This is a genomic window from Nocardia suismassiliense, assembly GCF_900269665.1.
Lineage (GTDB): Bacteria > Actinomycetota > Actinomycetes > Mycobacteriales > Mycobacteriaceae > Nocardia > Nocardia suismassiliense.
In genome coordinates this window covers 2,213,736-2,239,312 of the sequence record NZ_LT985361.1, presented here as the reverse complement: position 1 = coordinate 2,239,312, position 25,577 = coordinate 2,213,736, and the positions used below count along the sequence as shown (strand labels likewise).

The following is a 25,577-nucleotide window of genomic DNA, read 5'->3' as shown; positions in this document are numbered from 1 at the left end:
GATACCTGCCTTTTCTTACCGGCTCGTTGGCCGACGGCCATCTCTGGTTCGTTGTCACAAACATTAACGAAGCAGGGCGGCACCGAACTCCCGGTACCGCCCTTCTTCGCTCACAGCGCAACTTCGCTAGCGCTCAGCTGCGCTTTCTGCACTTATTCAGCCTTCGCCGCGGCGGTCTCGGTCGACTCGACCTCGGCAACGCCTTCGGCCTCGACCTCGGGGGCCGAATCCTCAGGGGCACCGAACATTTCGGCGGTGTCCACCACGTTGCCCTCGGAGTCGGTGACCTTCACCTTGCCGACAACACCCGCAAGCGCCTTGCCGCGCCGGACGTCGGCGAAGATCGCGCCGAGCTGACCGGCCTGCTGCACCTGCTGGATGAACTGCTCCGGCGCCAGGCCGTAGCGCTGCGACTGGAACAGGATCCGCTCGGTGAGCTCTTCCTGACCGACCTGGGTGTTCTCCGCCTCGGCGATGGCGTCCAGCAGCAGCTGGGTGCGCACCGACTTCTCGGCGGACTCCTTGGCGTCCTTGTCGAACTCTTCGCGGCTGGAGCCCTGGGCCTCCAGTGCCTCGGCGAGCTTGGCCTCGTCGTGGTCGAAGCCGTGCACCGCGTCGTGGGTGACGGCGTCGATCTCGGCCTGCACGACGGCCTCGGGCAGCGGCACCTCGACCTGCTCGAGCAGGGTCTCCAGCACCTTGTCCCGGATCTCGCCGGCCTGCTGCACCTTCTTGCTGCGCTCGACCCGGTTGCGCAGGTCTTCCTTCAGCTCGTCGAGGGTGTCGAATTCGCTTGCCAGCTGGGCGAAGTCGTCGTCGGCCTCGGGCAGCTCGCGCTCCTTGACCGACTGCACGGTGACCTTGATGACGGCTTCCTTGCCCGCGTGCTCGCCGGCCACCAGGGTCGAGGTGAACTCCTTGGACTCACCGGCGGCCAGGCCGATCAGTGCCTCGTCGAGGCCCTCGATGAGCTGGCCGGAGCCGACCTCGTGGGACAGGCCGGTGGTGGCCGCCTCGGGCACGTCCTCGCCGTCGACGGTCGCCGACAGGTCGATCGAGACGAAGTCGCCGTCCTGGACCGGGCGCTCGACCCCGGTGAGGGTGCCGAAGCGCTGGCGCAGCGACTGCAGCTGCTCCTCGATGTCCTCGTCGCCGATGGTGAAGGCGTCGACGGTCACCGCGATGTTCTCGTACTCCGGCAGCGTGATCTCCGGGCGCACGTCGACCTCGGCGGTGAACGCGAGCTCCTCGCCGTCCTCGATCTTGGTGATCTCGATCTCGGGCTGGCCGATGACCTTCACGTCGGCGGCGGTGACGGCCTCGCTGTAGCGGCCGGGCAGCACGTCGTTGACGACCTGCTCCAGCACCGCGCCGCGGCCCAGACGCGCCTCGAGCAACTTGGCCGGCGCCTTGCCCGGACGGAAGCCGGGGATCTTGACCTGCTTGGCGAGTGCCTTGTACGCGCGGTCGAAGTCCGGCTTCAGTTCCTCGAAGGGCACCTCGACATTGATCCGGACCCGGGTCGGGCTCAGCTGCTCGACGGTGCTCTTCACGGACATGCTCCTTGTTCGTCGTCTGTTCTGGTTGAGACGCGATCCCCCGTCGTCCCGGACTTCTACCGGGACCCCGGCACCCGCCGGGCTGGCGAGGGACGCGGCGTACGCATCCCGACCAGGTTAGTTGACCGGCCGGGGCGCGCTGCACTCGGCCGCTTTTCGGGCCGCTACTTGCCCACCGATACCGCGTCGGTGACGAAGACCAGCGTCTCGTTCGGCGCGATACCGCGACCGCCCGCGCCGTAGCCGAGGTCCGGCGGCACGATCAGCAGCCTGCGGGTGCCTTCCTGCACGCCGACCAGTCCCTCGTCCCAGCCCTGGATGACCTGGCCGCCGCCGAGGGTGAGCTGGAAGGGGGTGCCGCGGTCGAACGAGCTGTCCTTCTTCTGCTTGTTCGACCAGGTGACGAGCGCGTAGTTCATGGTGAGCGGCTGGCCGGCGGCGGCGCCGGGGCCGCTGCCCTGGATCAGGTCCTTGGTGATCAGCGTCTTGGGCGGATCGCAGTTGTCCGGGATGGTGATCTTCGGTGCGGAACCGAAGTCGCCGCTCACGCCGATGTCCTCCGCGGTGCATTCCCGGCCCTTGCTCTGGGTCGGCGCAGCCGGTGCCGTCGGGGAGAGGCTCTTCGCGGGCGCGGTAGCGGAAGGAGTAGAGGACGCCTTGTCGTCCGATCCACAGGCGACCAGAGTGAACGCTGCCGCGGCCATGGTGCCGATCCCGATGATCCTGCCGAGTGTGTGCATGCGGCGGACCCTAGACCATCATCGCGCCGAATGTCCGAGTCACCCGGCGCGCGTCGGACTGCCACTAGGCTGGCAGTGGAATTCTCCCCCCTACGACGAGGAGAGTCGGCGCATGACCCACATGGCAAGCGCGGGTGGCGATACCTCCGCCGACAATGTCGGCAGCGCGGGCGGCGAGAGCGTCGCCCCGCAGCCCTATCGGCTGACGGATATCGCGGGCCCGCTGGACCGCGACGAACTGACCTCGATCGACGCGTGGTGGCGAGCCGCGAACTACCTCGCCGTCGGGCAGATATATCTGATGGCCAATCCGCTGCTGCGCGAGCCGCTGCAGGCCGAACACATCAAACCGCGACTGCTCGGGCACTTCGGCACCGTGCCCGGTTTGAATCTGGTGTGGGTGCACGCCAATCGGGCGATCCGGCAGCGCGGGCTGAACGCGGTCTTCGTGGCAGGGCCCGGGCACGGTGGGCCGGGACCGAACGCCTGCGCCTGGCTGGAGGGCACGTACTCCGAGTTGTACAGCCATATTCCGCAGGACGCCGCGGGCATGGGCGCGCTGTTCGCGCAGTTCTCCTTCCCCGGCGGGGTGCCCAGCCACTGCGCGCCGGAGACGCCCGGCTCGTTCCACGAGGGTGGCGAACTCGGCTACTCCCTGCTGCACGCCTTCGGCGCGGCGCTGGACAACCCGGATCTCACAGTGTTCTGCGTGATCGGTGACGGTGAGGCGGAGACCGGGCCGCTGGCCACCAGCTGGCACGCCAACAAGTTCCTCAACCCTGCGCGCGACGGCGCGGTGCTGCCGATCCTCGCGCTGAACCAGTACAAGATCGCCAATCCGACCATCCTGGCGCGCATTCCGGAGCAGGAGCTGGTCTCGCTGATGCGCGGGTACGGCTACGAGGCGATCGTCGTCTCGGGCAGTGACCCCACCGCGGTGCACCAGGCGATGGCCGTCGCGGTGGACACCTGCATGGAACGCATCGCGCAGATCCAGCGTGCCGCGCGCGGCGGCACCGACGGTGCGCGCCCGGTGTGGCCGATGATCGTGCTGCGCACGCCGAAGGGCTGGACCTGTCCGCCCGTGGTGGACGGCGATCCCGTCGAGGGCACATTCCGCGCGCATCAGGTGCCGCTGCCTGGTGCGCGTTCCGACGCCGGCCATCGAGCGGTACTGGAGCAGTGGCTGCGGTCCTATCGCCCGGAGGAGTTGTTCGACGAGCTGGGCAGGCCGGTATCGGAGCTGCTCGACCAGGTGCCCGAGGGCGATCAGCGGCTGAGCGCGAATCCGATTGCCAACGGCGGCAAGCTCGTTCGTGATCTGAACCTGCCGGACTGGCGCGATTTCGGAGTGGAAGTCGCCACACCGGGTGGGTCTTCGCACGAGGCGACCAGGGCGCTCGGCGCCTGGTTGCGCGAGGTCACCCGGAACAACCCGGACAACTTCATCACCTTCGCGCCCGACGAGCTGGCCAGTAACCGGCTCCAGGACATCCTGGAGGTGACCGGCCGCAACTGGCAGGCCGAGATCGATGAGTACGACGAGAAGCTCGATCGCACCGGCCGGGTGATCGAGGTGCTGTCCGAGCACATGTGCCAGGGGCTGCTGGAGGGTTACCTGCTCACCGGCAGGCACGGGGTATTCACCTGCTACGAGGCGTTCATCCACATTGTCGACGCCATGTTCAACCAGCATGCCAAGTGGCTCGACGCCAGCGCGGGGGTGCCGTGGCGGCGGCCCATCGCGAGCCTCAATTATCTACTGTCGTCGCATGTTTGGCGGCAGGACCACAACGGGTTCACCCATCAGGACCCCGGCTTCCTCGACGTGGTGCTCAACAAGAAGCCCTCGATCGTGCGGGTCTATCTGCCGCCGGACGCCAACACGCTGCTGTCCACCTACGACCACTGCCTGCGGTCCCGGCATTACGTCAACGTGGTGGTGGCAGGCAAACAGCCACAGGCGGACTGGCTTTCGGTGAACGACGCGGCCGAGCACTGCGCCCGCGGCATCGGAATCTGGGACTGGGCGGGACACAACGATGAGCTCGGCACCGTCCCGGATGTGGTGCTGGCCTGCGCCGGTGACGTGCCGACACTGGAAACCCTTGCGGCGGCGGCCATTCTGCGGGACCGGCTGCCCACACTGCGCGTCCGGGTGGTCAACGTGGTCGACCTGATGCGTCTGCAACCGCAGGACGAACACCCACATGGTTTGCCCGACAGCGAGTTCGACACACTGTTCACCCATGACCGGCCGGTGATCTTCGCGTTCCACGGCTACCCGTGGCTGGTGCACCGGCTCACCTATCGACGGGCCAACCACGACGGGCTGCACGTGCGCGGCTACAAGGAACGCGGCACCACCACCACACCGTTCGACATGGTGATGCTCAACGACCTCGATCGGTTCCACCTGGTGATGGACGTCATCGATCGAGTGCCGAGCCTGGGCGAGCGGGCCGCCGGGTTGCGTCAGGAAATGGTGGACGCGCGGTGGGAGGCGCGGGCCTGGACCAGGGAGCACGGCGAGGACATTCCCGAGGTCGCCGACTGGAGTTGGCCGTACTGACCCCGCCGGGCGGGAACACCGGCGTATACTTCGCCGTCCGAGAACACCTTCAAAAGTGTTGTGCTGAAGGGTAGTTCGCGAACAAGTTCCTCGATGCCGTCGGGCGGGACGGTCCACCTGCCGGTTCTGCTCGATTGCGTCTTCGTCGAGGCCCAAGGGGGAAATCGATGTCGGCGTCAGCCGTACCTGCACGTAAGCCCGAGCTCGTCTCGGTGGTCATCCCGGTGTTCAACGGACTGCCGGAATTGGACGAACAACTCGCCGGCCTGGCCGAACAGGACTACCAGGGGCCCTACGAAGTCGTGATCAGCGACAACGGCTCCAGCGACGGCCTGGCCGAGCACATCGACGGACATCCGCTGACCGCGCGATTGCGGTTGCGCTACGTGGCCAGCTCCGCCACACCGGGTCCGTCGTACGCGCGCAACAACGGGGCGGCGCAGGCGGAGGGTGACTTCCTCGCCTTCGTCGACCAAGACGACCGGGTGCATCCCGGTTGGCTCAGCGCGATGGTGCGGACCGCCGCCGATTACGACGCGGTAAGCGGCGCCGTCGAGGTGACGACGCTCAACACCCCGGAGGTGGCACGCTGGCGACCGATGCCCGCGCCGGCGGACGGCTTCCCCACGCATTACCTGCCCTACGCGCACGGCAACAACGCCGGGTACTGGCGCGCCGCCTTCGACAAGGTCGGCGGATACGACGAGAGCCTCTTCGGCGGCGACGACGTGGACATCAGCTGGCGGCTACAGGAAGCGGGGTTGCGCCTCGGCCATTCGGCGGATGCCCTCGTCGCCTACCGGCTGCGCACGACCTACCGCGATACCTGGCGGCAAGCGCTCAACTACGGGCGCGGTGCCGTCGAGGTGTACGTCAAGCATCGGGCTGCCGGCTGTCCTCGATTGCCGTTCCAGGCGACGTGGTTCTCGATTGTGCTTGTGGTGCTGCACAATCCGTTCATTCCGCTCACCAGGAATCGCTTCCCGCGCGGTTTGTGGACCCTGCACGCGGGTGTGCTTGCCGGAAGGCTCCAAGCCAGCTTGCGCCACCGCACCTACTACGGATAACCGGGTCGAATCGTTCCGGACCGGGATGAAACTTCCTTGCGCAGGTCCCGGCACTGGGCGACGATCGCTGCATGCTCTTGACGATCACCTGCACACCACCGGGGGACGCCGACTGGCCGGCGACCGACCTGGGGTTCTTGCTGCACAAGAATCCCGACCGGGTGCAGGCGTTCGAACAGTCCTACGGCACTGCGCATGTCGGGTACCCCGAGGCGACCGCCGCCCGGTGCACGGTGGCACTGGTGCTGGAGATCGACCCGATCCGGTTGGTGCGCGGACGTTCGCGCGGCACCCCGGATTTCAGTCTCGGCCAGTACGTCAACGATCGGCCGTACGCGGCGTCGTCGCTGCTGTCGGTCGCGATCGGGGCGGTGTTCCGCACCGCGCTGCACGGGCGCTGTCCGCTGCGCCCGGAGCTGGCGCAGCCCGCGCTGCCGTTGCGCATCGAGTTGCCTGCTGTTCCGTGCCGAGGTGGGGCGGAGGTCGCGGAGCGGGTGTTCGCGCCGCTCGGCTGGGCGGTGACCGCCACTGCCCTGCCGTTGGATCCGGCGTTCCCGGAGTGGGGTGATTCGCACTATCTGCGGCTGGAGTTGGCCGGGACCGTGCGGTTGGCGGACGCACTCTCCCACCTGTACGTGTTGCTGCCGGTGCTGGACGGGGCGAAGCACTACTGGCTCGCCGCGGACGAAGTCGACAAGCTGATCCGGGCGGGTGGTGGATGGCTGGCCGAGCATCCGGAGCGCGGATGGATCACGCGGCGGTACCTGGCGCGACGGCAGTCGCTGGTGCGGACAGCGTTGGCTCGGCTGGCCGAGTTGGACGAGGTGGAGCCAGAGTTGCTGGATGCGGTGGAGGAAGTGGACGACGCGGAAGGTGTTGCCTCCAGCGACCTTGCGGCGGAAGGATCCGAAAACAGCTCCGCGCCAGCGCAAGTGGCCGACGGAGAAGACGTTTCGGCCCAGGCACTGTCAGTTGCCGAAGACGTTTCCACCGACATCGACGCTGCGGGAAGCGCCGTAGTCGACGCGAGTGCATCCGACGTGGCTGAAACACCACCGGGCACAGTGTCACTGGCAGTCGCACGACGCGCTGCGGTGCGTGCCGCGCTGCATGAGGTCGGTGCTCGTCGGGTGCTCGACCTCGGTTGCGGCGAGGGCACGCTGCTGCGAGAGCTCCTGTCGGACAAGGCCTTCACCGAGATCGTCGGGGTGGACGTGTCGATGCGGGCGTTGCATATCGCCGAACGCAAGCTACGGCTCGAGCGCATGCCCGAACGTGTGGCGCAGCGGCTGACCCTGCTGCAGGGCGCGCTCACCTACACCGATGCCCGGTTGCGCGGTTATGACGCCGCGGTGCTGATGGAGGTCATCGAACACGTGGATCCGCCGCGTCTCGGTGCGCTGGAGCATGCGGTCTTCGCGGCGGCGGCACCACGGGCGGTGCTCGTCACGACGCCGAACGCGGAGGTCAATGTGCGCTTGGAGGGGTTGGCGGCCGGCGCTTTCCGGCATGCCGATCACCGGTTCGAGTGGACCCGGGCCGAATTCGCGGCATGGGCCGCCGGTGTGGCGGCGCGGCACGGGTATTCCGTGCGATTCGTACCGATCGGCGTGGTGGACGCGGAGTTCGGGGCGCCCACCCAAATGGCAATATTCAGCAAGGTCGAGTTCGACAACGCCACGGTCACCGTGGCTTCTACCCGGGAAGGGGTGGCGTGATGGCAGAGCTCTCGGTGCCCGAGCTGTCCCTCGTGGTGTTGATCGGCAGCACCGGATCGGGTAAATCCACGTTCGCGCGCAAGCACTTTCGGTCGACCGCGGTGGTGTCCTCCGACGCGTGCCGCGGCATCGTCAGCGACGACGAGAACGATCAGTCGGCCACGGGCGAGGCGTTCGCGCTGCTGCACCACATCGCGGGCGTCCGGTTGCGGCGCGGCCTGCGCACGGTGGTCGACGCGACCAACGTGCAGGCCAAGTCGCGGCAGGAACTGATCGCGGTGGCCCGCGCCCACGACGTACTGCCGGTGGCGATCGTGCTCGACGTGCCGGATTCGGTGTGCCTGGAACGCAATTCGGCGCGCCCGGACCGAGCCTCGCTCGGCGCGCACGTGGTGGTCCGGCAGCAGCGCGAGTTGCGGCGCAGCCTGCGCGGACTGGAGCGCGAGGGCTTCCGCAAGGTGTACGTGCTGCGCGGCGTGGCCGACATCGAAGCGGCGACCATCGTCGACGAGAAAGCGTGGAACGACAAGCGCGAGCTCACCGGGCCGTTCGATGTGATCGGTGACGTGCACGGCTGCCGCAGCGAACTGGAAACGCTGCTCGGCGAGCTCGGCTATGTGCTCGAACGCGACGACGCGGGCCGGGCCATCGGCGCGCGGCACCCGGCGGGGCGCACCGCCGTGTTCGTCGGCGACCTGGTCGACCGCGGGCCGGACACCCCCGGCGTGCTGCGCCTGGTCATGGGCATGGTGGCGGCCGGAACGGCGCTGTGCGTCACCGGGAATCACGAGAACAAGCTCGTCCGGGCCCTCGACGGCAAGCAGGTGCGGGTGGCACACGGTCTCGCCGAGTCGCTGGCTCAGCTCGACGGCGAGGACGAGGTCTTCCGCAAGGCGGCCCACGAATTCTGCCGCGGACTGGTCAGCCACTATGTGCTCGACGGCGGCAAGCTCGTCGTCGCGCACGCGGGGCTGAAGGAAGAGTTCCACGGGCGGGCATCGGGGCGGGTGCGGTCCTTCGCCATGTACGGCGAAACCACCGGGGAGACAGACGAATACGGCCTGCCGGTGCGTTATCCGTGGGCCAACGACTATCGCGGCCGGGCCACCGTGCTGTACGGCCACACCCCGGTGCTGGACCTGCAGTGGGTGAACAACACGCTGTGCCTGGACACCGGCGTAGTGTTCGGCGGCAGGCTGTCCGCGTTGCGCTATCCGGAGCGTGAGCCGGTTTCGGTTGCGGCGGAGGCGGTTTGGTACGAGCCGACGCGTCCGCTGGAGCCCACCGTAGCCGCGGCCGACGCGGTGGTGTCGGCTGCCGCCGGCGGCGTGGTGCACCGGGACCCCGGCGTGCTCGACCTGGCGGACGTCATCGGCCGCCGCGTCGTGGAGACTCGTTATCACGGGCGGGTCGGTGTGCAGGAGGAAAACGCCTGCGCCGCACTGGAAGTGATGAGCCGGTTCGCGATCGATCCGCGCTGGCTGGTGTACCTGCCGCCGACCATGTCGCCGTGTGCCACCTCGGAGCTGGCGGGCTATCTGGAACATCCGGCGGAGGCGTTCGCGTATTACCGCGCCGAGGGCGTCGACCGACTGGTGTGCGAGGAGAAGCACATGGGGTCGCGCGCTGTGGTCCTGGTTGCCCGGTCGGCCGCCGCGGCGCGGGACCGATTCGGCGTGGACGACGGCGGCACCGGCGTGATCTATACGCGCACCGGCCGGCCGTTCTTCGACGATCCGGTGCACACCGAGACGCTGCTCGCCCGCGTGCGCGCGGCCGCCGAAACCGCGGGGCTTTTCGATGAGCTACGCAGCGAGTGGCTACTGCTCGATACCGAACTCATGCCGTGGTCGGCGAAGGCGATCGGCTTGCTGCGCAACCAGTACGCCGCCGTCGGCACGGCGGCCCGGGCGGCGCTCGGTGCCACCACCGAGGTGCTGTCAGCGGTGGCGGAACGCGGGCTGGACGTCGCGGACCTGGCGGCACGCACAGGAGCGCGTAAGGACGATGCGGCGGCCTTCACCGACGCCTACGGCCGCTACTGCTGGCCGGTCGACGGCATGGCCGGCCTTCGGCTCGCACCGTTCCAGATCCTCGCCGCCGAAGGTTCGAATTACGCCGTGCGTGAGCATGATTGGCATCTCGCGCTGATCGACCGGCTGGTCGCGGCCGACAGCGAGCTGTTCGCGCCGACAGGGCGGATGTTCGTCGATCCGACCGATGCGGACAGCGTGGCGGCCGCCACCGATTGGTGGACCGAGCTGACCGCAGCAGGCGGCGAAGGCATGGTGGTCAAGCCGCGGCAAGCACTGGTGCGCGGGGCCAAGAAGGCCGAGGGTGCCACGGGCGACGGCAGGCTCGTCCAGCCCGGCGTGAAATGCCGTGGCCCCGAATACCTTCGGATCATCTACGGGCCGGAGTACCTGCGCGAGCACAACCTGGCGCGACTCCGTACGCGCGGCCTCGGCCGCAAACGCTCGATGGCGTTGCGCGAGTACGCACTCGGACTGGAGGCATTGGACCGGCTGGCCGCGGGCGAACCACTGTGGCGCGTGCATGAGGCCGTCTTCGCGGTGCTCGCGCTGGAATCGGAGCCGGTGGATCCGCGTTTGTAAGAAGCGGTGGGCGGAAAGTGGACCGAGACAGCTGACACCACCTAGTGCGGCGAACGCCCCGCTGCACTGGGTGGTGTCAGCGCTGTCCCATCCATCCCCACACGAGCAGAGGCATCATCGACAGCGCGGCGGCGATGGTGCGCAATCCCTCGCTCATCGGCGACGGTTGAAGCGCCGCCGAGTCGGGTAACCATCCTGGCGATGAGGCAGCATTCTGCCGCGGCTTGATTCCACGCCGCGATCTCTTCTGAGTGTGTTCGGCGACCTGTTCCCGCTACGCAGGAGGACGAAGATCCATGGTGACTATTCGACATTCCGCCCGCATCGCGACCGTCATCGGGGCCACCGCCTTGGCTATCGCGTCGGCCACCACCGTGGCCGCAGCCGAGAACTCCATCGATGTCAGTGGTGTCGGGCCGGTCAACATCGGGGTCGACTACAGCTGTGAAGCCTCGGCCGGCGTGGCCGCGATTCGGGCCATGGTGGGCGACCCGCAGGCCGACAGCCCCTCGGCCACCGGTACTCAAACGGCGGTGACCTGCGACGGCAGCCGCCAATCCGCGGTTGTGCTGCTCACTGGAACAACCGGTACGGATGCGCCACTCTCGGCAGGACAAACCGTCCAGGTTCGCGTTGCGCTGGTCGATAGCGCAGACACCGTCGTCACTGGTCAAGCGAAGGTGGTCTCGCTGGCCTAGACCGAACTCGGGCTTCAACTGTCCCAGACCCATTGCACGCGGTAACTGACACACGTTACCGTGGGTGTTAGCAAGCTGCTTGCAACTGTTACCGCGGCGGCTTCGCAGGCGTACTGGACAAGGGAGTCTCATGCCGTTGGCGAGTTCGGACAGCACGCCCAGCACCGGGCACATGCTCATCGACGACCGCTTCACCGCCGTGGCCGCGAAGTTCTTCGCGATGTTCCGGCGCAAGCGACAGGGCGGTGGCGCCCTCTCGGTCTACCTGCATGGCGAACCCGTGCTGGACATCTGGGCGGGCTGGGCGGACCGGGACCGGCGGTGGCGCACCGATACGATCGCGCTGTCGTACTCGACCGGCAAGGGCGTCGCGGCCACCATCGCACACCGGCTGGCCGAACGCGGCGTGCTCGAATTCAACGCACCCGTGGCGGCGTACTGGCCGGAGTTCGCGGCAAATGGCAAGGACACCATCACTGTTCGCGATGTGCTGAACCATCGCGCCGGGCTACAGCGCACCCGCGGCCTGCTCGACGATCCGGCGGATCTGCTCGACCACGACGCCATGGCCGCCGCCATCGCCGCCTCCGCGCCGGATCCGCTGCGGCTGCGCGCATCCGGGTACCACGGACTCACCTTCGGCACGATCGTCGCGGAGATCGCACAGCGGGCCACCGGGCGCGCATTCCCCGAGCTGGTCCGAGCCGAGCTGGCGGAACCCCTGGGCGACAACGACTTCTACTTCGGCGTCCCGCAGCACCAGCGGCATCGACTAGCCAAGCTGTCACCGCGCCTCGGCATCGCGCGCGTGCCGTTCGACCGGATGATCGCGCCGTTCGCCGCTATGCGGGCGGTGCACTCGGCGCGCGGCGCGGTGTACGACGGCTGGGCGGACATGACGCTCGGCGACCAGCCCTACGATGCGATGATGCCCGGCTGGAACGGGGTTTTCACGGCTCGGGCGCTGGGCAAGATGTACGGCGCGATCGCCAACGACGGCATGATCGGCCATCGGCGCCTGCTGCGGCCGGAGACCACCCGGCTGATCGCGCAGATGCCACCGAACGGGCGGTTCGACTATGTGCTCGGCGCCGCACCACATTTCGCGCTCGGGTATCACCGTGGCATCGTCGGCACCAGGCTGACCCGGCAAGCGTTGGGACACTTCGGTATCGGCGGATCCGGCGGCATCGCCATGCCCGGGCTCGGGCTTTCGGTCGCCTTCGTCACCAATCATCTCGGCAATCACGCCATGTCGCTGGGTGATGCGCGGCTGCCGGTGCTCGCCGCGCTCTCCCAGCGCGCCGCCCGAGGCGTGAAAGACACCAGCGGACTGCCGGATACCCTCGACGTCGCGGTCGGCTGAGCGGTCAGCTCTCGCGTTTCAACTTGCGCCAGCCGCCCGCGCGATTGTTGGCGATGATCTGCCGGAACATCGCGAGCAGCGGTGCGGCAGGGACCTTTTCGCCCTCGCGCACGGCGACGGTCCGGGCGGTCTTGTTGTCGTGGCCCGCGGTGATGATGCCGTCGGGGTCGGCAACGATGGCTCCGTCGTAGAGGAAGATATTGACGTGGGTCTTCGCCGCGAGCAGGGCGCAGATATTGCCGTCGAGCACGAAGTACGGCTGCACGGTGCGCTTGATGGTCTCGACGACGTCCGGATCGGCGGCGTGCACCAGCTCGCGCACCTCCCGGCAGATCGTTTGCTGCCAGCTGGGCAGCGCGTCGATATAGGTGTCGACGCGCGGGTCGACCGCGTAGGACATGGGCCGATCCAAGCACAGATTCGGTGGTCCGATGACCGTTTCTCGCCAGCCTGAGTACGATCGACCGTATGGAAAGTGGCCCCGACTCCGCAGTCCTCACTCGGCGCGAACCGGCCGAGATCACCGACAAGCGCCTGCTCCGCGGCGCGAAGACGCGGCAGACCGTGCTGCGGCACGCGGTGGACATCGCCTCGCTCGACGGGCTGGCGGGTTTGAGCTTCGGCAGGCTCGCCACGGACTCCGGACTGAGCAAAGCGGGCATCCAGACGCTGTTCAAGACCAAGGAAGCCTTGCAGCTGGCCGCCATCGACTACGCGCGTGACCTGTTCGTCGACGAGGTGATCGAACCGACCAGGTCCACCCCGCACGGCCTCGCCCGGCTGCGGGCGCTGATCGAGAGCTGGCTCGCTTACGCCGAGACTCCCCTGTTCGCGGGCGGCTGCTTCTGGGTGGCGAACATGCCGGAGCAGGACAGCAGGCCGGGGCCGTTGCGCGACGCGCTCCTGCGGGATCGGCGGGCGTGGGTGCACATCCTCGAGCGGGAGTTGCGCGAGGCGGTGCGCGCGGGCGACATCGCCGAGGTCGATCCGGAACTCGCCGCCTATCAGATCGATGCGGTGCTGTGCGCCACCAACACCGCGCTTCGCGTGGGCGAGCAGGACGCCATGAGCCGGGCCTGGCGCATCGTCGAGGGCTTCCTCACTTCGCCCTGACCGCAGGTAGTTGCCGTACCAGCACCGAAATAACAATGGCGACAGCGAAGTTCGCGATCGACGACATCAGGAAGGCGTGCCCCGCCACCGCGACGCCGGTGTCCGCGCCGGGCTGGAACGCGGCGAAGAAGACCGCGCCGATCACCGCGACGCCCAGCGCGCCACCGATCTGCTGGGCAGTCGACAGCGCTCCCGACGCCGTGCCGACGGCCGCCGGGCCGACCCCGGACAGCACCGTGTTGAGCAGCGGCGTGATGAGCAGACCGCCACCGGCGCATTGCAGCACGATCGTCGCGATCACCAGCGCCACCGGGAATCCCGAGCTCGACAGCAGCACGACCACGGTGCACAGATAACCGACCACCATCAAGATCGACCCGAGTTCCAGTACGCGCCGACCATATTTCGGCACGACGCGGCTCGCGACCATGCCGAGGACGAAGAACGTCGCCGCACCGGGCGCGTACATCAGCCCCGCGCCGAGGGCCGACATGCCGAGGCCCTCCTGGAGCGAAATCGACAGCGCCAGATAGTAAGACGTGAGCAGCGCGTACACGCACAGCACGAGCACGATGCCCACCGTGAACGAGCGTTGAGCGAACAGTGCCAGATCCACCAGTGGGTCGCCACCGGCGTCGGCCACGCGCCGTTCGATCGCGGCGAACAGGGCGAATGCGGCCGCGCTCGCCGCGAAGCAGGCCCAGGTCCACCACGGCCAGCCCGCCTCGCGCCCTTGAATGAGCGGGAAGGTGAGCAGGAACAGCGCGGTACTCAATGCGAGTACGCCAGGAACGTCCAGCCTGCGTGCCCCCGCCACGCGTGATTCCGGCACGAGTTTCGCGGCGAGCAAGATCATCGCCACCCCGATCGGCACGTTCACCCAGAACACCGCGCGCCATTGCGCACCGAACAGATCCGCGCTGATCAGCAACCCGCCGATGAGCTGGCCGCCGATGCTGGCCATGCCGATCACCACGCCGAGCACACCGAAGACCTGATGCCTGCCGCGTTCCGGCACCAGCACGGCGATCATCGCGAAGACCTGTGGAACCAGCAGCGCGGCACCGAGTCCCTGTACGACCCGTGCCGCGATCAACGTGCCAGGGTCCGGCGCGGCGGCACACACGATCGAGGAAAGCGTGAACACGGCCGCGCCGAGCAGGAAGATCCGTTTGCGCCCATACATATCGGCGATGCGGCCACCGGTGATCATCAGGACCGCGTAGCTCAGCTGGTAGCCCGCCAGGATCCACTGGAGTTGCCCCTCGGTGGCACCGAGATCCGCGCGGATCGCCGGCCCGGCCACCACCACGATGTACGCGTCGAGGATGGCCATGAACATGCCGACCATGACCACCGACACCGCAGTCCACGGCACGACGGCCGGACTGGTGCCGACAGCTGGTTTCAACTCCGTCATAGTGGAGACAATACGGTCGACCGTATGCCTAGTGCAACAGCCTCAGGACGAAGACTTGTGCGCTACCGCGAAGATCCGGCGGAACGGGAACCACGTTGTGCCATCGGACCTCGCCGGATACGCCATGCGCAGCCGGGCCGCCAGCTCGGTTCGGAACTCGCGCCAGTCTTCGTCGTCCAGCGCGGCGCGAATCGGCCGCAGCGCGGTGCCGGTGACCCACTCCAGCACGGGATCCGGGCCCGAAAGTCGTTGCAGGTAGGTGGTTTCCCAGACGTCGACGATGGTGTCGTCGGTGGCCAGTGCCGTCGCATAATCGGCCGGCGTGGACACCGCGTCGGCGCTGCGCAGCGCGATCTCGGCCAGCTGGGCTTGCCAGCGCGCCTCGGTCGCCAGCGCGCGGATCTCCCGGTGCGACGGTGCGTCGAAATTGCCGGGCACCTGCATGGCGAACCAGGCGCCGGACCGCAGGGCGGGCAGCCATTCCGCGAGCAGGCTCAGGTGATCCGGAACCCATTGCAGGACAGCATTACTGACGACGACGTCGGTCTCGGGGTCCGGCGCCCAGTCGTGCACGTCGAGTACGCGGGCATTGATGCCCCGCTCCTGAGCTTCCTGCACCATCTCCGGCGAGGAGTCGAGTGCGTCGAGTTGCGCGTCCGGCCATCGTTCGGCGAGCACGCCGGTGAGATTGCCCGGCCCGCAGCCCAAATCCACTACACGACGCGGCTTTTCGGCGTCGATCCGGCTGATCAGCTCGAAGAACGGGCGGGCACGGTGATCGGCGAAATCGAGGTACTTCTTCGGATCCCACATACGAAACCCTTCTCGTAAACAGTACGAGCGTACTTAGTACGATTGTACTGTAAGGCGGCGGTCTGGCGTCGGTCCACCCGAAGCAAACCGACCAGTTTTCGATGCGTCATTTTCGGGTAGTCATCACCTACGCACAGCTGTCCGCTCTGATCTTCGTTGCCGCGCAGCAAACAGATGGTTGCCGACCCGATCGCCTCGATCGGCTTCGTGCCCCAGCCGCCGACGCCCCCGCCTGCCCCGACTGTCGTTCCTCAATGTTGTTGCACGCAAGACAGATACAGTGACCTGTATCGGAAAGGTGCGTGAATCATGACGGAAGCCAAATTCGCTGTCGGCGACCGAGTCCGCCACGTGTCCATCGGACGTCACGGTGTCGTCGTCGCAGTCGACACGGAGTACTCGCCGGCCCACGACGAGAACGACCTCAGCCTCAACCCCTCCGTGCGTGACAGCCCGTGGTACCGGGTGACGCTCGAGGATGAGAACGGTCAGCCGGTAGAGACCTACCTATCCGAGTCCCAGCTGGATTCCGAATAACCCCGAACCCGCGCGAAACACAGCGGGATGGTTGGTGCCCGGTTTGTGTCGGTCGGTGCCGCTAGTCTGCTGAAGTGGTCGGACCGGATTCGGCGCTGCGCCGACTGATGCGCGAGGCAGGGAAGCTGCTGCAGCCCTATGGCTTCCAGGGCTCGGAAGACATGTGGGTGCGAGTCGTGCCCGGCGGTGTGGCGTCGGTCAGCCGCACCCGGGTGCTGCGTACCTGGACCGAAGGACAGCAAGTCCTGAAGTTTGGCCTGACCCTCAACGCGACACCCGCCGCCTGGTGGGAATTCCGCAACTGGCGCAATACACAGCTCGGTCGCCCGCTCGTACCGCTCGAGCAGGCGACCGGCCCCGGGTTGATCAGTGATCAGGGCATACCGGAGGAGCTGACCCAGCCGTGGTCGCTGGGCGTCGACCCGGCGACGGCGGGCAGGCATGCGCTGGCGGCAGACATCGACGCCATTCGTGCCGAGCTACCCAAGCGCGTGCACGCCTATGCGCGGCGCGCGCTACGACTATTGGAGCCGGACCGGTATCTGGACGAGTTGCTGGCCGATCCGGATCCGCAGGGCGATGTCTGGGAGGCGATCGTCGTGCTGCTCGCTGATCGCGGGCCAGGGCCGGACCTGGAGGACGCGTGCGTCCAATTGCGGGCGTACCTAGCGGCTCGAGACGAATCGGCCTACGCGGAGAGCCTCATCGAGTACGCACAAGGCCGTGCCGCCCTCGTCTGAGCCCGGCATCGGCGAGGTCGCTGCTCGTGCGGCGCTCTGCCCCGGCAACCTGGCCGTTGAACGCCGATCCGACTCGCACTGCTCGACGCCATCGCTTCGACGGAGGACATTGCACGCCGAAATTGGTCGCCATGGCGAGGTGTCACCATTCGAGTTCGACAGAACGATCCGGCCTTTGGAAGCACCACCATCCTGAAGCGGCAGGATCTTCAGCGCGTTGCGCCGAGCCGGACTCGTAGTCCCTCGGCGAACGTACGCGCGGCCGCAAGATCGGTGGCGTCGGGTCGCCCCTTCCGGATGCCGCCGACGAGCTTGAACGGTGCATAGGTGTCGAACGCGCGGCACGAGAAGGTGTCGGCCACCTCGAAGCCCTTCTGCTCGAGCATGCGGACCATGGGGCGGGAGAAGCGCTGCATACCGGCGTCCGGGAAACCACTGCTGGCGAAGACGAATGCGGTGCTGCGCGGCCCGTGCGGGAGCGACTCGACGAACTCCCGCAGCTGGGCGTGGAAGGAACCGAGGAAGATCCCCGAGCCGAACCCCACGAGGTCGTAGCCGGCCAGCTCGGCCGCATCGATGTGCTGCGGGTCGACAACCCGGGCTTGCAGCACCTCCCCCATGACGTCGGCGATCTTTTTCGTGTTGCCATGGGACACCGAGGTGCACACGATGAGGGCTTTCATGACGACGCTCCTTCAGGTTGCGTTGAACCGGACATGCTCTGAGACACCGCCCGATTCGCGACCGTGACACCCGGGCGGCTGTGGTCTCCGTCACGCCGCAGGTTCTCTCAGATGTCCTGCGGCCGATCGAGCGAGCGCGGCACGTCGGCGGAGCGCAACTTGTCCGGGTTGCGCACCGCGTACAGGCCGGTGATGCGGTCCCCGGCGATTTCGATCATCAGCACGGTGTCGAGCTGACCTTCTCCGGACCGGAACAGGATCGCGGGCAGCGCATTGAAGGTGCCGAACTCGACGACCATGCCCGCCATGCTGTGCTGGGCAAGCTTGATGAGGAAGCCGGCGACCGCCGCGGCACCGGTGATCGGGCGGCCGGCGACAATGGCTTTTCCGCCGCCGTCGGAGATCTGCACGACATCGGGGGCGAGCACGTCCATCAGGTTCTGCACGTCGCCGGTGCGCGCGGCAAGCAGGAACCGATCGAGCACCGCACGATTGGTGTCGGCGTCGGGTCGGAACCGTTTGCGGCGCGCCTGCACGTGTTCCCGGGCCCGGTGCGCGATCTGGCGCACGGTGGTGTCGGACTTGCCGATCATGTCGGCGATCTCGACCAGACTGTGGCCGAACACTTCCGACAGCAGGAACACCGCCCGCTCCGTCGGACTCAACGTTTCCAGCACCAGCAGCATAGCCATCGACACCGATTCCGCCAGCAGCACATCGTGACTGGCATCGTGTTCGGTCCGGATCGGTTCCGGCAGCCAATTGCCCACATAGTCCTCGCGCCGACGACGCGCGGACCGCAACTGGTTGAGCGATTGACGCGTGACGATCCGCACCAGGTAGGCGCGCGGATGTTCAACCTCGTCCGGGTCGACGTCGCGCCAGCGAAGATAGCTGTCCTGCAACACGTCTTCGGCGTCGGCCGCACTGCCGAGAATCTCGTAGGCGATGGTGAACAGCAGCGGACGGAACCGGTCGAACACGTCCGGTTCGCTGGTGTCTTCGGTTCGCTCGCTCATCGGGCCGCCGTCGGAACCGGTGCGGGCACGGTTCACAGCCATCACCCCCGCATAGCCCGCCACGGCGCAGCCTCTGACCTTCGTGCACAGGTCAGAGGCCGTTTAATGCTGTCGGGGTGACAGGATTTGAACCTGCGACCCTCCGCTCCCAAAGCGGATGCGCTACCAAGCTGCGCTACACCCCGTTGTTCCTCGCGGCGGGTGTCGGCCGCCGCCGAGGCTGAATTCTGTGTGGAGCGGGTGACGGGAATCGAACCCGCACCATCAGCTTGGAAGGCTGAGGTTCTACCATTGAACTACACCCGCAGGCATACGACATCGATGGGATCGCCACGATGTCGTGTGCGTTCCGACTGTACCGAACCCTGCTTCGTAATTGCCAATCAGCCCCCCGCGCAGCGGGTTAGCGCGGGGTGTGTCCGGTTGTCGGCGCGGTGCCGCCGGTAAGTGCCGGATGGCAGCCGCCCCGGTCAGGGCGTGGCGCACGGCCCAGAACTAAATGAAATTAAAAGGCTTCTGTTCCTGGAAACTCGGGCGTGTCGGATGGGAAGCGGGGAGCATATGGGACGCGTGACGACTCCTGTCGGGGGGAGCCGTGGCCCACGGGGTGGCCAGCAGTCACGCCCGACCGGTCGCGGAGAGGATGCCACCCTTGGGGACATCACGACTCGCCGATATCGCACTAGCAGTAAATTGCGCCGTGCGACCGACCGCCGGGTGTGCTGTGGGCAGGAAAAACCGGCTCCACACCTCCAGTGGGCAGAAGACCCGCAGACTCTCGGCTACTCATACCGCTACTTCGGCACCACGACCAGGCGGGCGGCCCGGCAGGCCGACCGCACGGCCACAGGGCGCCGAGGCATCGCGAGTGGCCGAGGGGACCCGCCTGACGCACCGCTACAGCGTGTCGTCAGCGTGTCACGGCGCGACTTCTCAGCGAACGAAATCCAGGTGTAACGCCGACGCGTCTGTAGCGATCACATACCCGATCGCCATTCGCGAGGCATCGAGAACACGTTGCAAAACAGCGTATTTTGATGCCGAGTGGCTTGCTAGGATCCTTTTTGCCGGACGGGGGTATCTGGAAAGGGGGCGGTGAGCGTGCGCCGAGCGAGGTGGACTCAACCGCGTAGCAGTGCGAACGATCGGGGTGACGTCGGCACCTGTGTCAGCACAGGGCCTCTGGGTACCGACGCCACCTGCGTCGGGTGAGTTCGATGTCGATCGATATCGAGCCCCCCGTCGCCGCGATGGCCCGCGCCTGGGCCCGTGCGGTGTGCGCCGAGCCGGGTACCGGCGCGGCGCCCCAACAGCTGGAACCGGTACTGATCGACATCGTCGAACGCCTGCTCAGGCTGGCCAGGTCCGAGCCCTTCCCGGTGCCCGAGGCCCGGGTGCTCGGGTCCAAGCTGGCCGAGGCCCCGTTCGACCGGATACGCATGCTCGCGCAAGCCTCCCGCTGGCTACTCGGCTTTCCCTCCGGCGCGCCGGGCTCACTCGTCGCCACCCGCTGGCCGCTCGTCGCCAGCCAGGCCATCGACAGCTACGCCCAAGCGCTGCAGGAGCGCGCGCTGGCGCAGCAAGAACAAAACCTCTCGGCCAAGGTCTCGCTACGTGTACAGGAGATCGCCGCGCTGCAGCACCGGCTGCGGCACGAGGCGACCCACGACGCCCTCACCGACCTGGCCAACCGGACACTGCTGCAGGACCGGGTGCGACTGATGGCGACGGACCCGAACCGCGGCGTCGGACTGCTGCTGATCGACCTGGACCGGTTCAAGCAGATCAACGACGGCTACGGCCACGCCATCGGCGACGAGGTACTGGTCGAGCTGGCCAACCGCCTGCGCGAGGTGTGCCCGCCGGACACGGTGATCTGCCGGTACGGCGGCGACGAATTCGTGCTCGCCGTCAACCCGCCACACAACACGCTCGGCGACCTCGCCCACCGAATCGTGTCCGCGCTACGCGACCCGGTGTGGTCGACGGCGGGTCCAGTGCCGGTCTCGGCGAGCGTCGGCACCGCGTTCTGTCCGCCCGGAAGTCCCTGCGACTTCAGCGATCTGCTGCGCCGGGCCGACCGCGCGATGTACTCGGCGAAGACGGCGGGCGGGCGGCGGTTCGCGCTGGCCGACGAGCCGGTCATCGACGAAGCCGTCGCCGGTTGAGGGACTGATGCACCGCACAGCGCGGAGGCACCTGATTCCCGCTGACCGCGACAGCCCATCCGGCGGAACCGATCCTGGATCCGCTAGTCCGGCTGACAGGTGGGGCACCAGAACAGATTCCGGTCCTCCATGACCGCGTGCGCGACCGGTGTACCGCATACCCGGCACGGCGCGCCCTGGCGGCGATAGACGTAGGTGCGCGGCCGGTCCGGAGCGTAGGACGGCTCCCCGTGGTCGTCCTCGGGCCGGACCACGACCATCTTGCCGACCCGCACGCCCACCTTCATCAACGCGACCAGATCGACCCACATCGCGTCCCACTCGTCGGCGGACAACGCGGTACCCGGCCGGTACGGCGAAACATGGTGCCGGAACAGCAGTTCCGCCCGGTAGACGTTGCCGACACCGGCCACCACCTGCTGATCCATCAGCAACGCGCCGATCGGCCTGCGCGAGCGGTGGATTCGCTGCCAGGCGCGGTCGCGGTCGGCGCCGCGGCGCAGCGGATCGGGTCCGAGCCGGTCGGTCAGCGCGGAAACCTCTGGGGCGAGCAGGACTTCGCACGCAGTGGGCCCGCGCAGATCGGTGCCGAAGCCCGGCTGTCCGTCCGGCGCGCCGAGCATGCGCATCCGCACCTGCCCGATCGGCTCCCCCATCGGCAGCTCGGATTCGGTGAACTTTCCGTACAACCCGAGGTGCACGTGCACGACCAGACCCGAGTCGTAGTGGTGCAGTAGATGTTTGCCCCACGCCTCGGCCCGGGTCAGCAGGTGACCGTCGACCCGGGCAGCACCCGCCGCGAACTTTCCCTGCGGGCTCGACACGCGCACCACACCGCCCGCGAGGCGCTGGTGATGCAACCTCGCGAGCCGGTGCAGCGTATGACCTTCCGGCACAGCGGGTTCAGTACGCGGGAACCGCGGGGGCCTCGCCGGACTTCTCGTACTCGGCCAGGATGTCGATGCGCCGCTGGTGGCGATCCTCGCCCGACCACGGGGTGGTGACGAACGCGTCGACGATGGCCAGCGCCTCCTCGGTGGAGTGCATGCGGCCGCCGATGCCTGCCAGCTGGGCGTTGTTGTGCTGCCGGGCCAGCTGGGCGGTCTCCACGCTCCAGGTCAGGGCGCAGCGGGCGCCGGGCACCTTGTTCGCGGCGATCTGCTCGCCGTTGCCGCTGCCGCCGAAGACCAGCCCGAGGCTGCCCGGGTCGGCGACGGTGCGGCGGGCCGCCTCGATGCAGAAGGCCGGGTAGTCGTCGAGCGCGTCGTATTCGAGGGCGCCGCAGTCGACCACCTCGTGGCCCGCCTTTTCCAGATGATCCTTGACGTGATTCTTGAGTTCGAAACCGGCATGGTCGGCACCGAGGTATACGCGCATGGCAGGCATTCTGTCAGGCCCGGCTCCGGCTCGTTGCGAAGGGGCACACGGCCCGATTAACACCGTGGACCGCAACGGCGAATCGAGAGATACGTCCGGCGTGTCCGCGAACACCCCGAGGTTCCGCTCCCGCTCCCAGCAACTGAATAGAGTTCATTCCATGCAGCCGCACGAACCCCAGCCCCCTCAGACGGGCCCGCACGCCGACCCGTATGCCCCGGCCGGGTGGGCGCAGGCGCAGGACGCGCCTTACGGCTCGCCGCCGCCCTACCCCGTTCCGCCGACCTACGGCCCGTACCCCGGTGCACCGGTCCCGCCGAACATCCCGCCACAGCAGCAGCCGCGTGGACTGTCGCCGTTCGGCATGCCAGCCCGGCACAGCTGGGAGATCCCGATGCTCATCGTGGTGGTCACGCTGACCGTCGTGGCCTACGCGATCGCGGTGCTGTTGCTGGTGACCGGCAGTGTCGATCAGTACGTGCTGCTGCTGGTGTTCGCGCCGCTGCTCATCTGGTTCGGCCGCGGCATTCTCTACTCGACCCAGCGCGTGAACGGCGTGAAGATGTCGCCGACCCAGTTCCCCGAAGGTCACCGGATGGTGCTCGAGGCGGCCGCGCGATTCGGCATGGCGAAGGCGCCGGACGCCTACGTGGTGCTCGGCAACGGCCAGATCAACGCGTTCGCCAGCGGGCACGGGTTCCGCCGCTTCGTGGTGGTGTACAGCGACCTGTTCGAGATCGGCGGCGCCGCACGGGAACCCGACGCGCTGGCCTTCATCATCGGCCACGAGGTGGGCCATATCGCGGCGGGCCACGTCTCGTACTGGCGTCAGCTGGGTATGTTCCTGGTCCCGTTCCTGCCGATCATCGGCAACTCGCTGATCCGCGCGCAGGAGTTCACCGCCGACAATCACGGCTATTGCAACCGGCACGTCGGCGCGCCCGGCGCGATGAGCACGCTGGCCGCGGGCAAGTACCTGAACAAGCTGGTCGGCTTCGATGAGATGGCCGACCGGGCGGCGCTGGAGAAGGGTTTCTTCGTCTGGATGGTCAACGCCATGTCCTCGCACCCGGTGCTGACCTGGCGTATGTGGGCGCTGCGCGACCGGAGCAGGCACGGCAAGCTGTGGTTGCGGCCCACCCCGCCCGCGGGCTCCGTGCCTCCGGCATACCCGAGCTCCTACGGCCAAGCGCCCGCGCTGCCGCCGAAACCCGTTCCGTAGCAAGCAGGTGCGAGTGCCGCGCGTACGCGGCACTCGCACGATCGCTCAGTCGAACTCGGGGTCTTCGGTGCGGGTGCGCTTGAGTTCGAAGAAGTGCGGGTAGTCCGCCAGCGTCACCGCGGCGTCCCACAGCTTGCCCGCCTGCTCGCCGCGCGGAATCCGGGACAGCACCGGACCGAAGAACGCGGTGCCGTTGATGTGGATCGTCGGCGTGCCCACATCGGTGCCGACCTTGTCCATGCCCTCGTGGTGGCTCTTGCGCAGCGCCTCGTCGTAGTCGGTGCTGTCGGCGGCCTTCGCCAGCTCGGCGGGCAGACCGACCTCGGCCAGCGAATCGGCGATCACCGCGGCGAGGGAGTCCTTGCGCGAGTCCCGCTCGTACTCCGCGCGACGGTTGTGGATGCGGGTGCCCATCGCGGTGTAGAGCGGCGACAGCACCTTGTCGCCGTGCTCCTGCGCGGCGGCGATGGCGACGCGGACCGGGCCCCAGCCGGAGGCGAGCAGTTCTTTGTACTGGTCGGGCAGGCCCTCCCGGTTCTCGTTCAGTACCGCCAGGCTCATCACGTGGAATCGCGCCTCGATGTCGCGCACCTGCTCGACCTCGAGGATCCAGCGCGAGGTGATCCAGCACCAAGGGCACAACGGGTCGAACCAGAAATCGGCAACGTCTTTCGCGGAGCCTTGATCACTCACGGCGGGTCCTCTCGAATCGGATCTTCGACGGCGGTAGCTGTGTCCGATGATGTCGCTCGCTGCGCGCGCTGGTGCCCCGCCGCTATACCGAACCAACCACACCGGCTCCCGATTCGTTCCCATCCGGTGCCCGCGTTTTCGGGAGACGGCGCCGCCTGCCCCAGTAGGGTCTATTCGCAGGAGTCCGGTTCCCTCTCGACAAGGAGTCCGAATGACCTCGGATGAGCATTTCGTCATCGTCGGCGGCGGACTGGCTGCGGCCAAACTGGCGGAGGCCTTGCGCGCCAACGACTTTCCCGGCTCGGTGACGCTCATCGGCGCGGAGGAATGGCTGCCCTACGAGCGACCACCGCTGTCCAAGGACCATATGGCGGGCAAGAAACAGCTCGCCGAATTCACCTGCGAACCGCGTCAGTGGTATCGCGACCATCGTGTCGAGGTCCGGGTCGGCACGACCGTCGAAGGCCTCGATCGCGACGCGAAGACGGTCTCGCTGCCGGACGGTTCGACGGTGTCCTACGACAAGCTGGCGCTCGCCACCGGCTCGTCCCCGCGCACCCTGTCCATCCCCGGCGCCGACGCGCCCAACGTGTACACGCTGCGCACCATCGAGGACTCCGACACCCTGATCGAGCTCTTCGCGAGCGCCGCACAGCGCATCGTGATCATCGGGGCAGGCTGGATCGGCCTGGAGGTCGCCGCGGCGGCCCGCGCCGCCGACCTCGAGGTAACCGTGCTCGAGAGCGCGGAGCAGCCACTGCTCGGCGCGCTCGGACCGGAAATGGGCGAGGTGTTCGCCGACCTGCATCGTTCGCACGGGGTCGACCTGCGCCTCGGAGTTCAGGTCAGCGAGATCACCACGAAGGAAGGCATCGGAACCAGGCTGGCGAGCGGGGTGAAACTCGCCGACGACACCGTCATCGACGCCGAGGCCGTGCTGGTCGCTGTAGGTGCGAAGCCGAACATCGAACTGGCCGCCGAGGCGGGGCTCGACGTCGACGGGGGCGTGCTCGTCGACGAACACCTGGCCACCAGCGACCCGGACATCGTCGCCGTCGGCGACATCGCCGAACAACAGCATCCGGTGCTCAACCGCCGAATTCGCGTGGAGCACTGGGCAAACGCGCTCAACCAGCCCGCCGTGGCCGCCGCGACCATGCTCGGTAAGGAAGCCAGTTACGACCGGCTGCCCTACTTCTTCACCGACCAGTACGACCTGGGCATGGAGTACACCGGCTACGCCGCCCCCGGCGACTACGACCGGGTGGTGACGCGCGGCGATGTCGGCAAACGCGAGTTCGTCGCGTTCTGGCTCGACTCGGACAACCGGATCCTCGCGGGCATGAATGTGAACGTCTGGGACGTGACCGACCGGATCAAGGAACTGATCCTCGCCGGCGAACCGGTCGACCCGGACGCGCTGGCCGACACCTCGAAGCCCTTGTGATGCAGATCAC

At 67.7% G+C, this 25,577-nt stretch carries 22 protein-coding genes and 2 tRNA genes; 12 read left to right on the top strand and 12 right to left on the bottom strand.

Annotated features, from left to right (window positions below):
- Positions 1-152: 152 nt before the first annotated feature.
- Together tig and DBO33_RS09905 are read right to left on the bottom strand one after the other, a co-directional pair.
- The gene (tig, locus tag DBO33_RS09910; RefSeq protein WP_107660127.1) at positions 153-1,553 is read right to left on the bottom strand and encodes a trigger factor; all 1,401 of its coding nucleotides are present in this window, start codon (positions 1,551-1,553) and stop codon (positions 153-155) included.
- A gap of 170 nt (positions 1,554-1,723) precedes the next feature.
- On the bottom strand, positions 1,724-2,299 hold the full coding sequence (locus DBO33_RS09905) for an FKBP-type peptidyl-prolyl cis-trans isomerase (protein WP_107654764.1): 576 nt from the start codon (positions 2,297-2,299) through the stop codon (positions 1,724-1,726).
- Between the two features lie 112 nt (positions 2,300-2,411).
- On the opposite strand from DBO33_RS09905, the gene DBO33_RS09900 reads away from it, so the two are divergent.
- From DBO33_RS09900 to DBO33_RS09875, 6 genes are all read left to right on the top strand, one after another.
- Positions 2,412-4,871, top strand: coding sequence for a phosphoketolase family protein (locus DBO33_RS09900; protein ID WP_199856570.1), 2,460 nt, complete (start codon positions 2,412-2,414; stop codon positions 4,869-4,871).
- 167 nt (positions 4,872-5,038) lie between these two features.
- Entirely contained in the window at positions 5,039-5,938 is a 900-nt protein-coding gene (locus DBO33_RS09895; protein WP_107654763.1) for a glycosyltransferase, read from the top strand.
- Between the two features lie 71 nt (positions 5,939-6,009).
- Positions 6,010-7,656, top strand: a complete 1,647-nt coding sequence (locus DBO33_RS09890; protein WP_107654762.1) for a 3' terminal RNA ribose 2'-O-methyltransferase Hen1 — start codon at positions 6,010-6,012, stop codon at positions 7,654-7,656.
- The gene (locus DBO33_RS09885; protein WP_107654761.1) at positions 7,656-10,271 is read left to right on the top strand and encodes a polynucleotide kinase-phosphatase; all 2,616 of its coding nucleotides are present in this window, start codon (positions 7,656-7,658) and stop codon (positions 10,269-10,271) included. Before DBO33_RS09890 ends, DBO33_RS09885 begins: the two co-directional genes overlap by 1 nt.
- Before the next feature lie 296 nt (positions 10,272-10,567).
- Complete coding sequence (locus tag DBO33_RS09880) at positions 10,568-10,969, top strand: hypothetical protein (RefSeq protein ID WP_107654760.1); 402 nt, start codon at positions 10,568-10,570, stop codon at positions 10,967-10,969.
- Between the two features lie 130 nt (positions 10,970-11,099).
- Positions 11,100-12,335, top strand: coding sequence for a serine hydrolase domain-containing protein (locus DBO33_RS09875; protein WP_107654759.1), 1,236 nt, complete (start codon positions 11,100-11,102; stop codon positions 12,333-12,335).
- A gap of 4 nt (positions 12,336-12,339) precedes the next feature.
- On the opposite strand, the gene DBO33_RS09870 is transcribed toward DBO33_RS09875, so the two are convergent.
- A complete protein-coding gene (locus tag DBO33_RS09870) occupies positions 12,340-12,735 on the bottom strand; it encodes a DUF1801 domain-containing protein (RefSeq protein WP_107654758.1) in 396 nt (131 codons plus the stop codon).
- Positions 12,736-12,803: 68 nt separating this feature from the next.
- Here DBO33_RS09870 and DBO33_RS09865 point away from each other — a divergent pair, with 68 nt between their 5' ends.
- Positions 12,804-13,448 (top strand): TetR/AcrR family transcriptional regulator, encoded by a 645-nt coding sequence (locus DBO33_RS09865; protein WP_107654757.1) that lies wholly within the window; start codon positions 12,804-12,806, stop codon positions 13,446-13,448.
- Here the strand turns inward: DBO33_RS09865 and DBO33_RS09860 are convergent.
- Together DBO33_RS09860 and DBO33_RS09855 are read right to left on the bottom strand one after the other, a co-directional pair.
- Positions 13,435-14,868 carry an MFS transporter gene (locus tag DBO33_RS09860; protein WP_107654756.1) on the bottom strand — a complete coding sequence of 478 codons (1,434 nt, stop codon included), beginning with the start codon at positions 14,866-14,868 and terminating at the stop codon, positions 13,435-13,437. The genes DBO33_RS09865 and DBO33_RS09860 overlap by 14 nt on opposite strands.
- Positions 14,869-14,910: 42 nt before the next feature.
- Entirely contained in the window at positions 14,911-15,681 is a 771-nt protein-coding gene (locus DBO33_RS09855; protein WP_107654755.1) for a trans-aconitate 2-methyltransferase, read from the bottom strand.
- Between the two features lie 309 nt (positions 15,682-15,990).
- Between DBO33_RS09855 and hspQ the strand changes: the two genes are divergently transcribed.
- Both hspQ and DBO33_RS09845 read left to right on the top strand, forming a co-directional pair.
- Entirely contained in the window at positions 15,991-16,218 is a 228-nt protein-coding gene (gene hspQ / locus DBO33_RS09850) for a heat shock protein HspQ (RefSeq protein ID WP_107654754.1), read from the top strand.
- A 74-nt stretch (positions 16,219-16,292) separates the two neighbouring features.
- Entirely contained in the window at positions 16,293-16,958 is a 666-nt protein-coding gene (locus DBO33_RS09845; RefSeq protein WP_107654753.1) for a hypothetical protein, read from the top strand.
- A gap of 209 nt (positions 16,959-17,167) precedes the next feature.
- Here the strand turns inward: DBO33_RS09845 and DBO33_RS09840 are convergent, their stop codons facing one another.
- From DBO33_RS09840 to DBO33_RS09825, 4 genes are all read right to left on the bottom strand, one after another.
- Positions 17,168-17,641, bottom strand: a complete 474-nt coding sequence (locus tag DBO33_RS09840; protein ID WP_107654752.1) for a flavodoxin family protein — start codon at positions 17,639-17,641, stop codon at positions 17,168-17,170.
- Positions 17,642-17,748: 107 nt separating this feature from the next.
- Entirely contained in the window at positions 17,749-18,660 is a 912-nt protein-coding gene (locus tag DBO33_RS09835; protein WP_107660125.1) for an RNA polymerase sigma-70 factor, read from the bottom strand.
- A 111-nt stretch (positions 18,661-18,771) separates the two neighbouring features.
- Positions 18,772-18,845 (bottom strand) — tRNA-Pro (locus tag DBO33_RS09830).
- 47 nt (positions 18,846-18,892) lie between these two features.
- Positions 18,893-18,966: transfer RNA gene (locus DBO33_RS09825), tRNA-Gly, on the bottom strand.
- 911 nt (positions 18,967-19,877) lie between these two features.
- On the opposite strand from DBO33_RS09825, the gene DBO33_RS09820 reads away from it, so the two are divergent.
- Positions 19,878-20,828: a GGDEF domain-containing protein gene (locus tag DBO33_RS09820; protein WP_107654751.1), complete on the top strand. Its 951-nt coding sequence runs from the start codon at positions 19,878-19,880 to the stop codon at positions 20,826-20,828.
- An 83-nt stretch (positions 20,829-20,911) separates the two neighbouring features.
- On the opposite strand, the gene DBO33_RS09815 is transcribed toward DBO33_RS09820, so the two are convergent.
- Together DBO33_RS09815 and DBO33_RS09810 are read right to left on the bottom strand one after the other, a co-directional pair.
- Entirely contained in the window at positions 20,912-21,724 is an 813-nt protein-coding gene (locus DBO33_RS09815; RefSeq protein ID WP_107654750.1) for an Fpg/Nei family DNA glycosylase, read from the bottom strand.
- 7 nt (positions 21,725-21,731) lie between these two features.
- Positions 21,732-22,205 (bottom strand): ribose-5-phosphate isomerase, encoded by a 474-nt coding sequence (locus tag DBO33_RS09810; RefSeq protein ID WP_107654749.1) that lies wholly within the window; start codon positions 22,203-22,205, stop codon positions 21,732-21,734.
- Positions 22,206-22,365: 160 nt separating this feature from the next.
- On the opposite strand from DBO33_RS09810, the gene DBO33_RS09805 reads away from it, so the two are divergent.
- Entirely contained in the window at positions 22,366-23,427 is a 1,062-nt protein-coding gene (locus DBO33_RS09805; protein ID WP_234390760.1) for a M48 family metallopeptidase, read from the top strand.
- Positions 23,428-23,472: 45 nt separating this feature from the next.
- On the opposite strand, the gene DBO33_RS09800 is transcribed toward DBO33_RS09805, so the two are convergent.
- Positions 23,473-24,120, bottom strand: a complete 648-nt coding sequence (locus DBO33_RS09800; protein WP_107654748.1) for a mycothiol-dependent nitroreductase Rv2466c family protein — start codon at positions 24,118-24,120, stop codon at positions 23,473-23,475.
- 211 nt (positions 24,121-24,331) lie between these two features.
- Between DBO33_RS09800 and DBO33_RS09795 the strand changes: the two genes are divergently transcribed.
- On the top strand, positions 24,332-25,567 hold the full coding sequence (locus DBO33_RS09795) for an NAD(P)/FAD-dependent oxidoreductase (protein ID WP_107654747.1): 1,236 nt from the start codon (positions 24,332-24,334) through the stop codon (positions 25,565-25,567).
- Positions 25,568-25,577 lie beyond the last annotated feature (10 nt).

What these genes read in the sequence shown, in the direction of transcription:
- DBO33_RS09905 (WP_107654764.1), bottom strand. Translation starts at nt 2,299, where the DNA reads ATGCACACACTCGGCAGGATCATCGGGATCGGCACCATGGCCGCGGCA.
- DBO33_RS09900 (WP_199856570.1), top strand. Translation starts at nt 2,412, where the DNA reads ATGACCCACATGGCAAGCGCGGGTGGCGATACCTCCGCCGACAATGTC.
- DBO33_RS09895 (WP_107654763.1), top strand. Translation starts at nt 5,039, where the DNA reads ATGTCGGCGTCAGCCGTACCTGCACGTAAGCCCGAGCTCGTCTCGGTG.
- DBO33_RS09890 (WP_107654762.1), top strand. Translation starts at nt 6,010, where the DNA reads ATGCTCTTGACGATCACCTGCACACCACCGGGGGACGCCGACTGGCCG.
- DBO33_RS09885 (WP_107654761.1), top strand. Translation starts at nt 7,656, where the DNA reads ATGGCAGAGCTCTCGGTGCCCGAGCTGTCCCTCGTGGTGTTGATCGGC.
- DBO33_RS09880 (WP_107654760.1), top strand. Translation starts at nt 10,568, where the DNA reads ATGGTGACTATTCGACATTCCGCCCGCATCGCGACCGTCATCGGGGCC.
- DBO33_RS09875 (WP_107654759.1), top strand. Translation starts at nt 11,100, where the DNA reads ATGCCGTTGGCGAGTTCGGACAGCACGCCCAGCACCGGGCACATGCTC.
- DBO33_RS09870 (WP_107654758.1), bottom strand. Translation starts at nt 12,735, where the DNA reads ATGTCCTACGCGGTCGACCCGCGCGTCGACACCTATATCGACGCGCTG.
- DBO33_RS09865 (WP_107654757.1), top strand. Translation starts at nt 12,804, where the DNA reads ATGGAAAGTGGCCCCGACTCCGCAGTCCTCACTCGGCGCGAACCGGCC.
- DBO33_RS09860 (WP_107654756.1), bottom strand. Translation starts at nt 14,868, where the DNA reads ATGACGGAGTTGAAACCAGCTGTCGGCACCAGTCCGGCCGTCGTGCCG.
- DBO33_RS09855 (WP_107654755.1), bottom strand. Translation starts at nt 15,681, where the DNA reads ATGTGGGATCCGAAGAAGTACCTCGATTTCGCCGATCACCGTGCCCGC.
- hspQ (WP_107654754.1), top strand. Translation starts at nt 15,991, where the DNA reads ATGACGGAAGCCAAATTCGCTGTCGGCGACCGAGTCCGCCACGTGTCC.
- DBO33_RS09840 (WP_107654752.1), bottom strand. Translation starts at nt 17,641, where the DNA reads ATGAAAGCCCTCATCGTGTGCACCTCGGTGTCCCATGGCAACACGAAA.
- DBO33_RS09835 (WP_107660125.1), bottom strand. Translation starts at nt 18,660, where the DNA reads ATGAGCGAGCGAACCGAAGACACCAGCGAACCGGACGTGTTCGACCGG.
- DBO33_RS09820 (WP_107654751.1), top strand. Translation starts at nt 19,878, where the DNA reads ATGTCGATCGATATCGAGCCCCCCGTCGCCGCGATGGCCCGCGCCTGG.
- DBO33_RS09810 (WP_107654749.1), bottom strand. Translation starts at nt 22,205, where the DNA reads ATGCGCGTATACCTCGGTGCCGACCATGCCGGTTTCGAACTCAAGAAT.
- DBO33_RS09805 (WP_234390760.1), top strand. Translation starts at nt 22,366, where the DNA reads ATGCAGCCGCACGAACCCCAGCCCCCTCAGACGGGCCCGCACGCCGAC.
- DBO33_RS09795 (WP_107654747.1), top strand. Translation starts at nt 24,332, where the DNA reads ATGACCTCGGATGAGCATTTCGTCATCGTCGGCGGCGGACTGGCTGCG.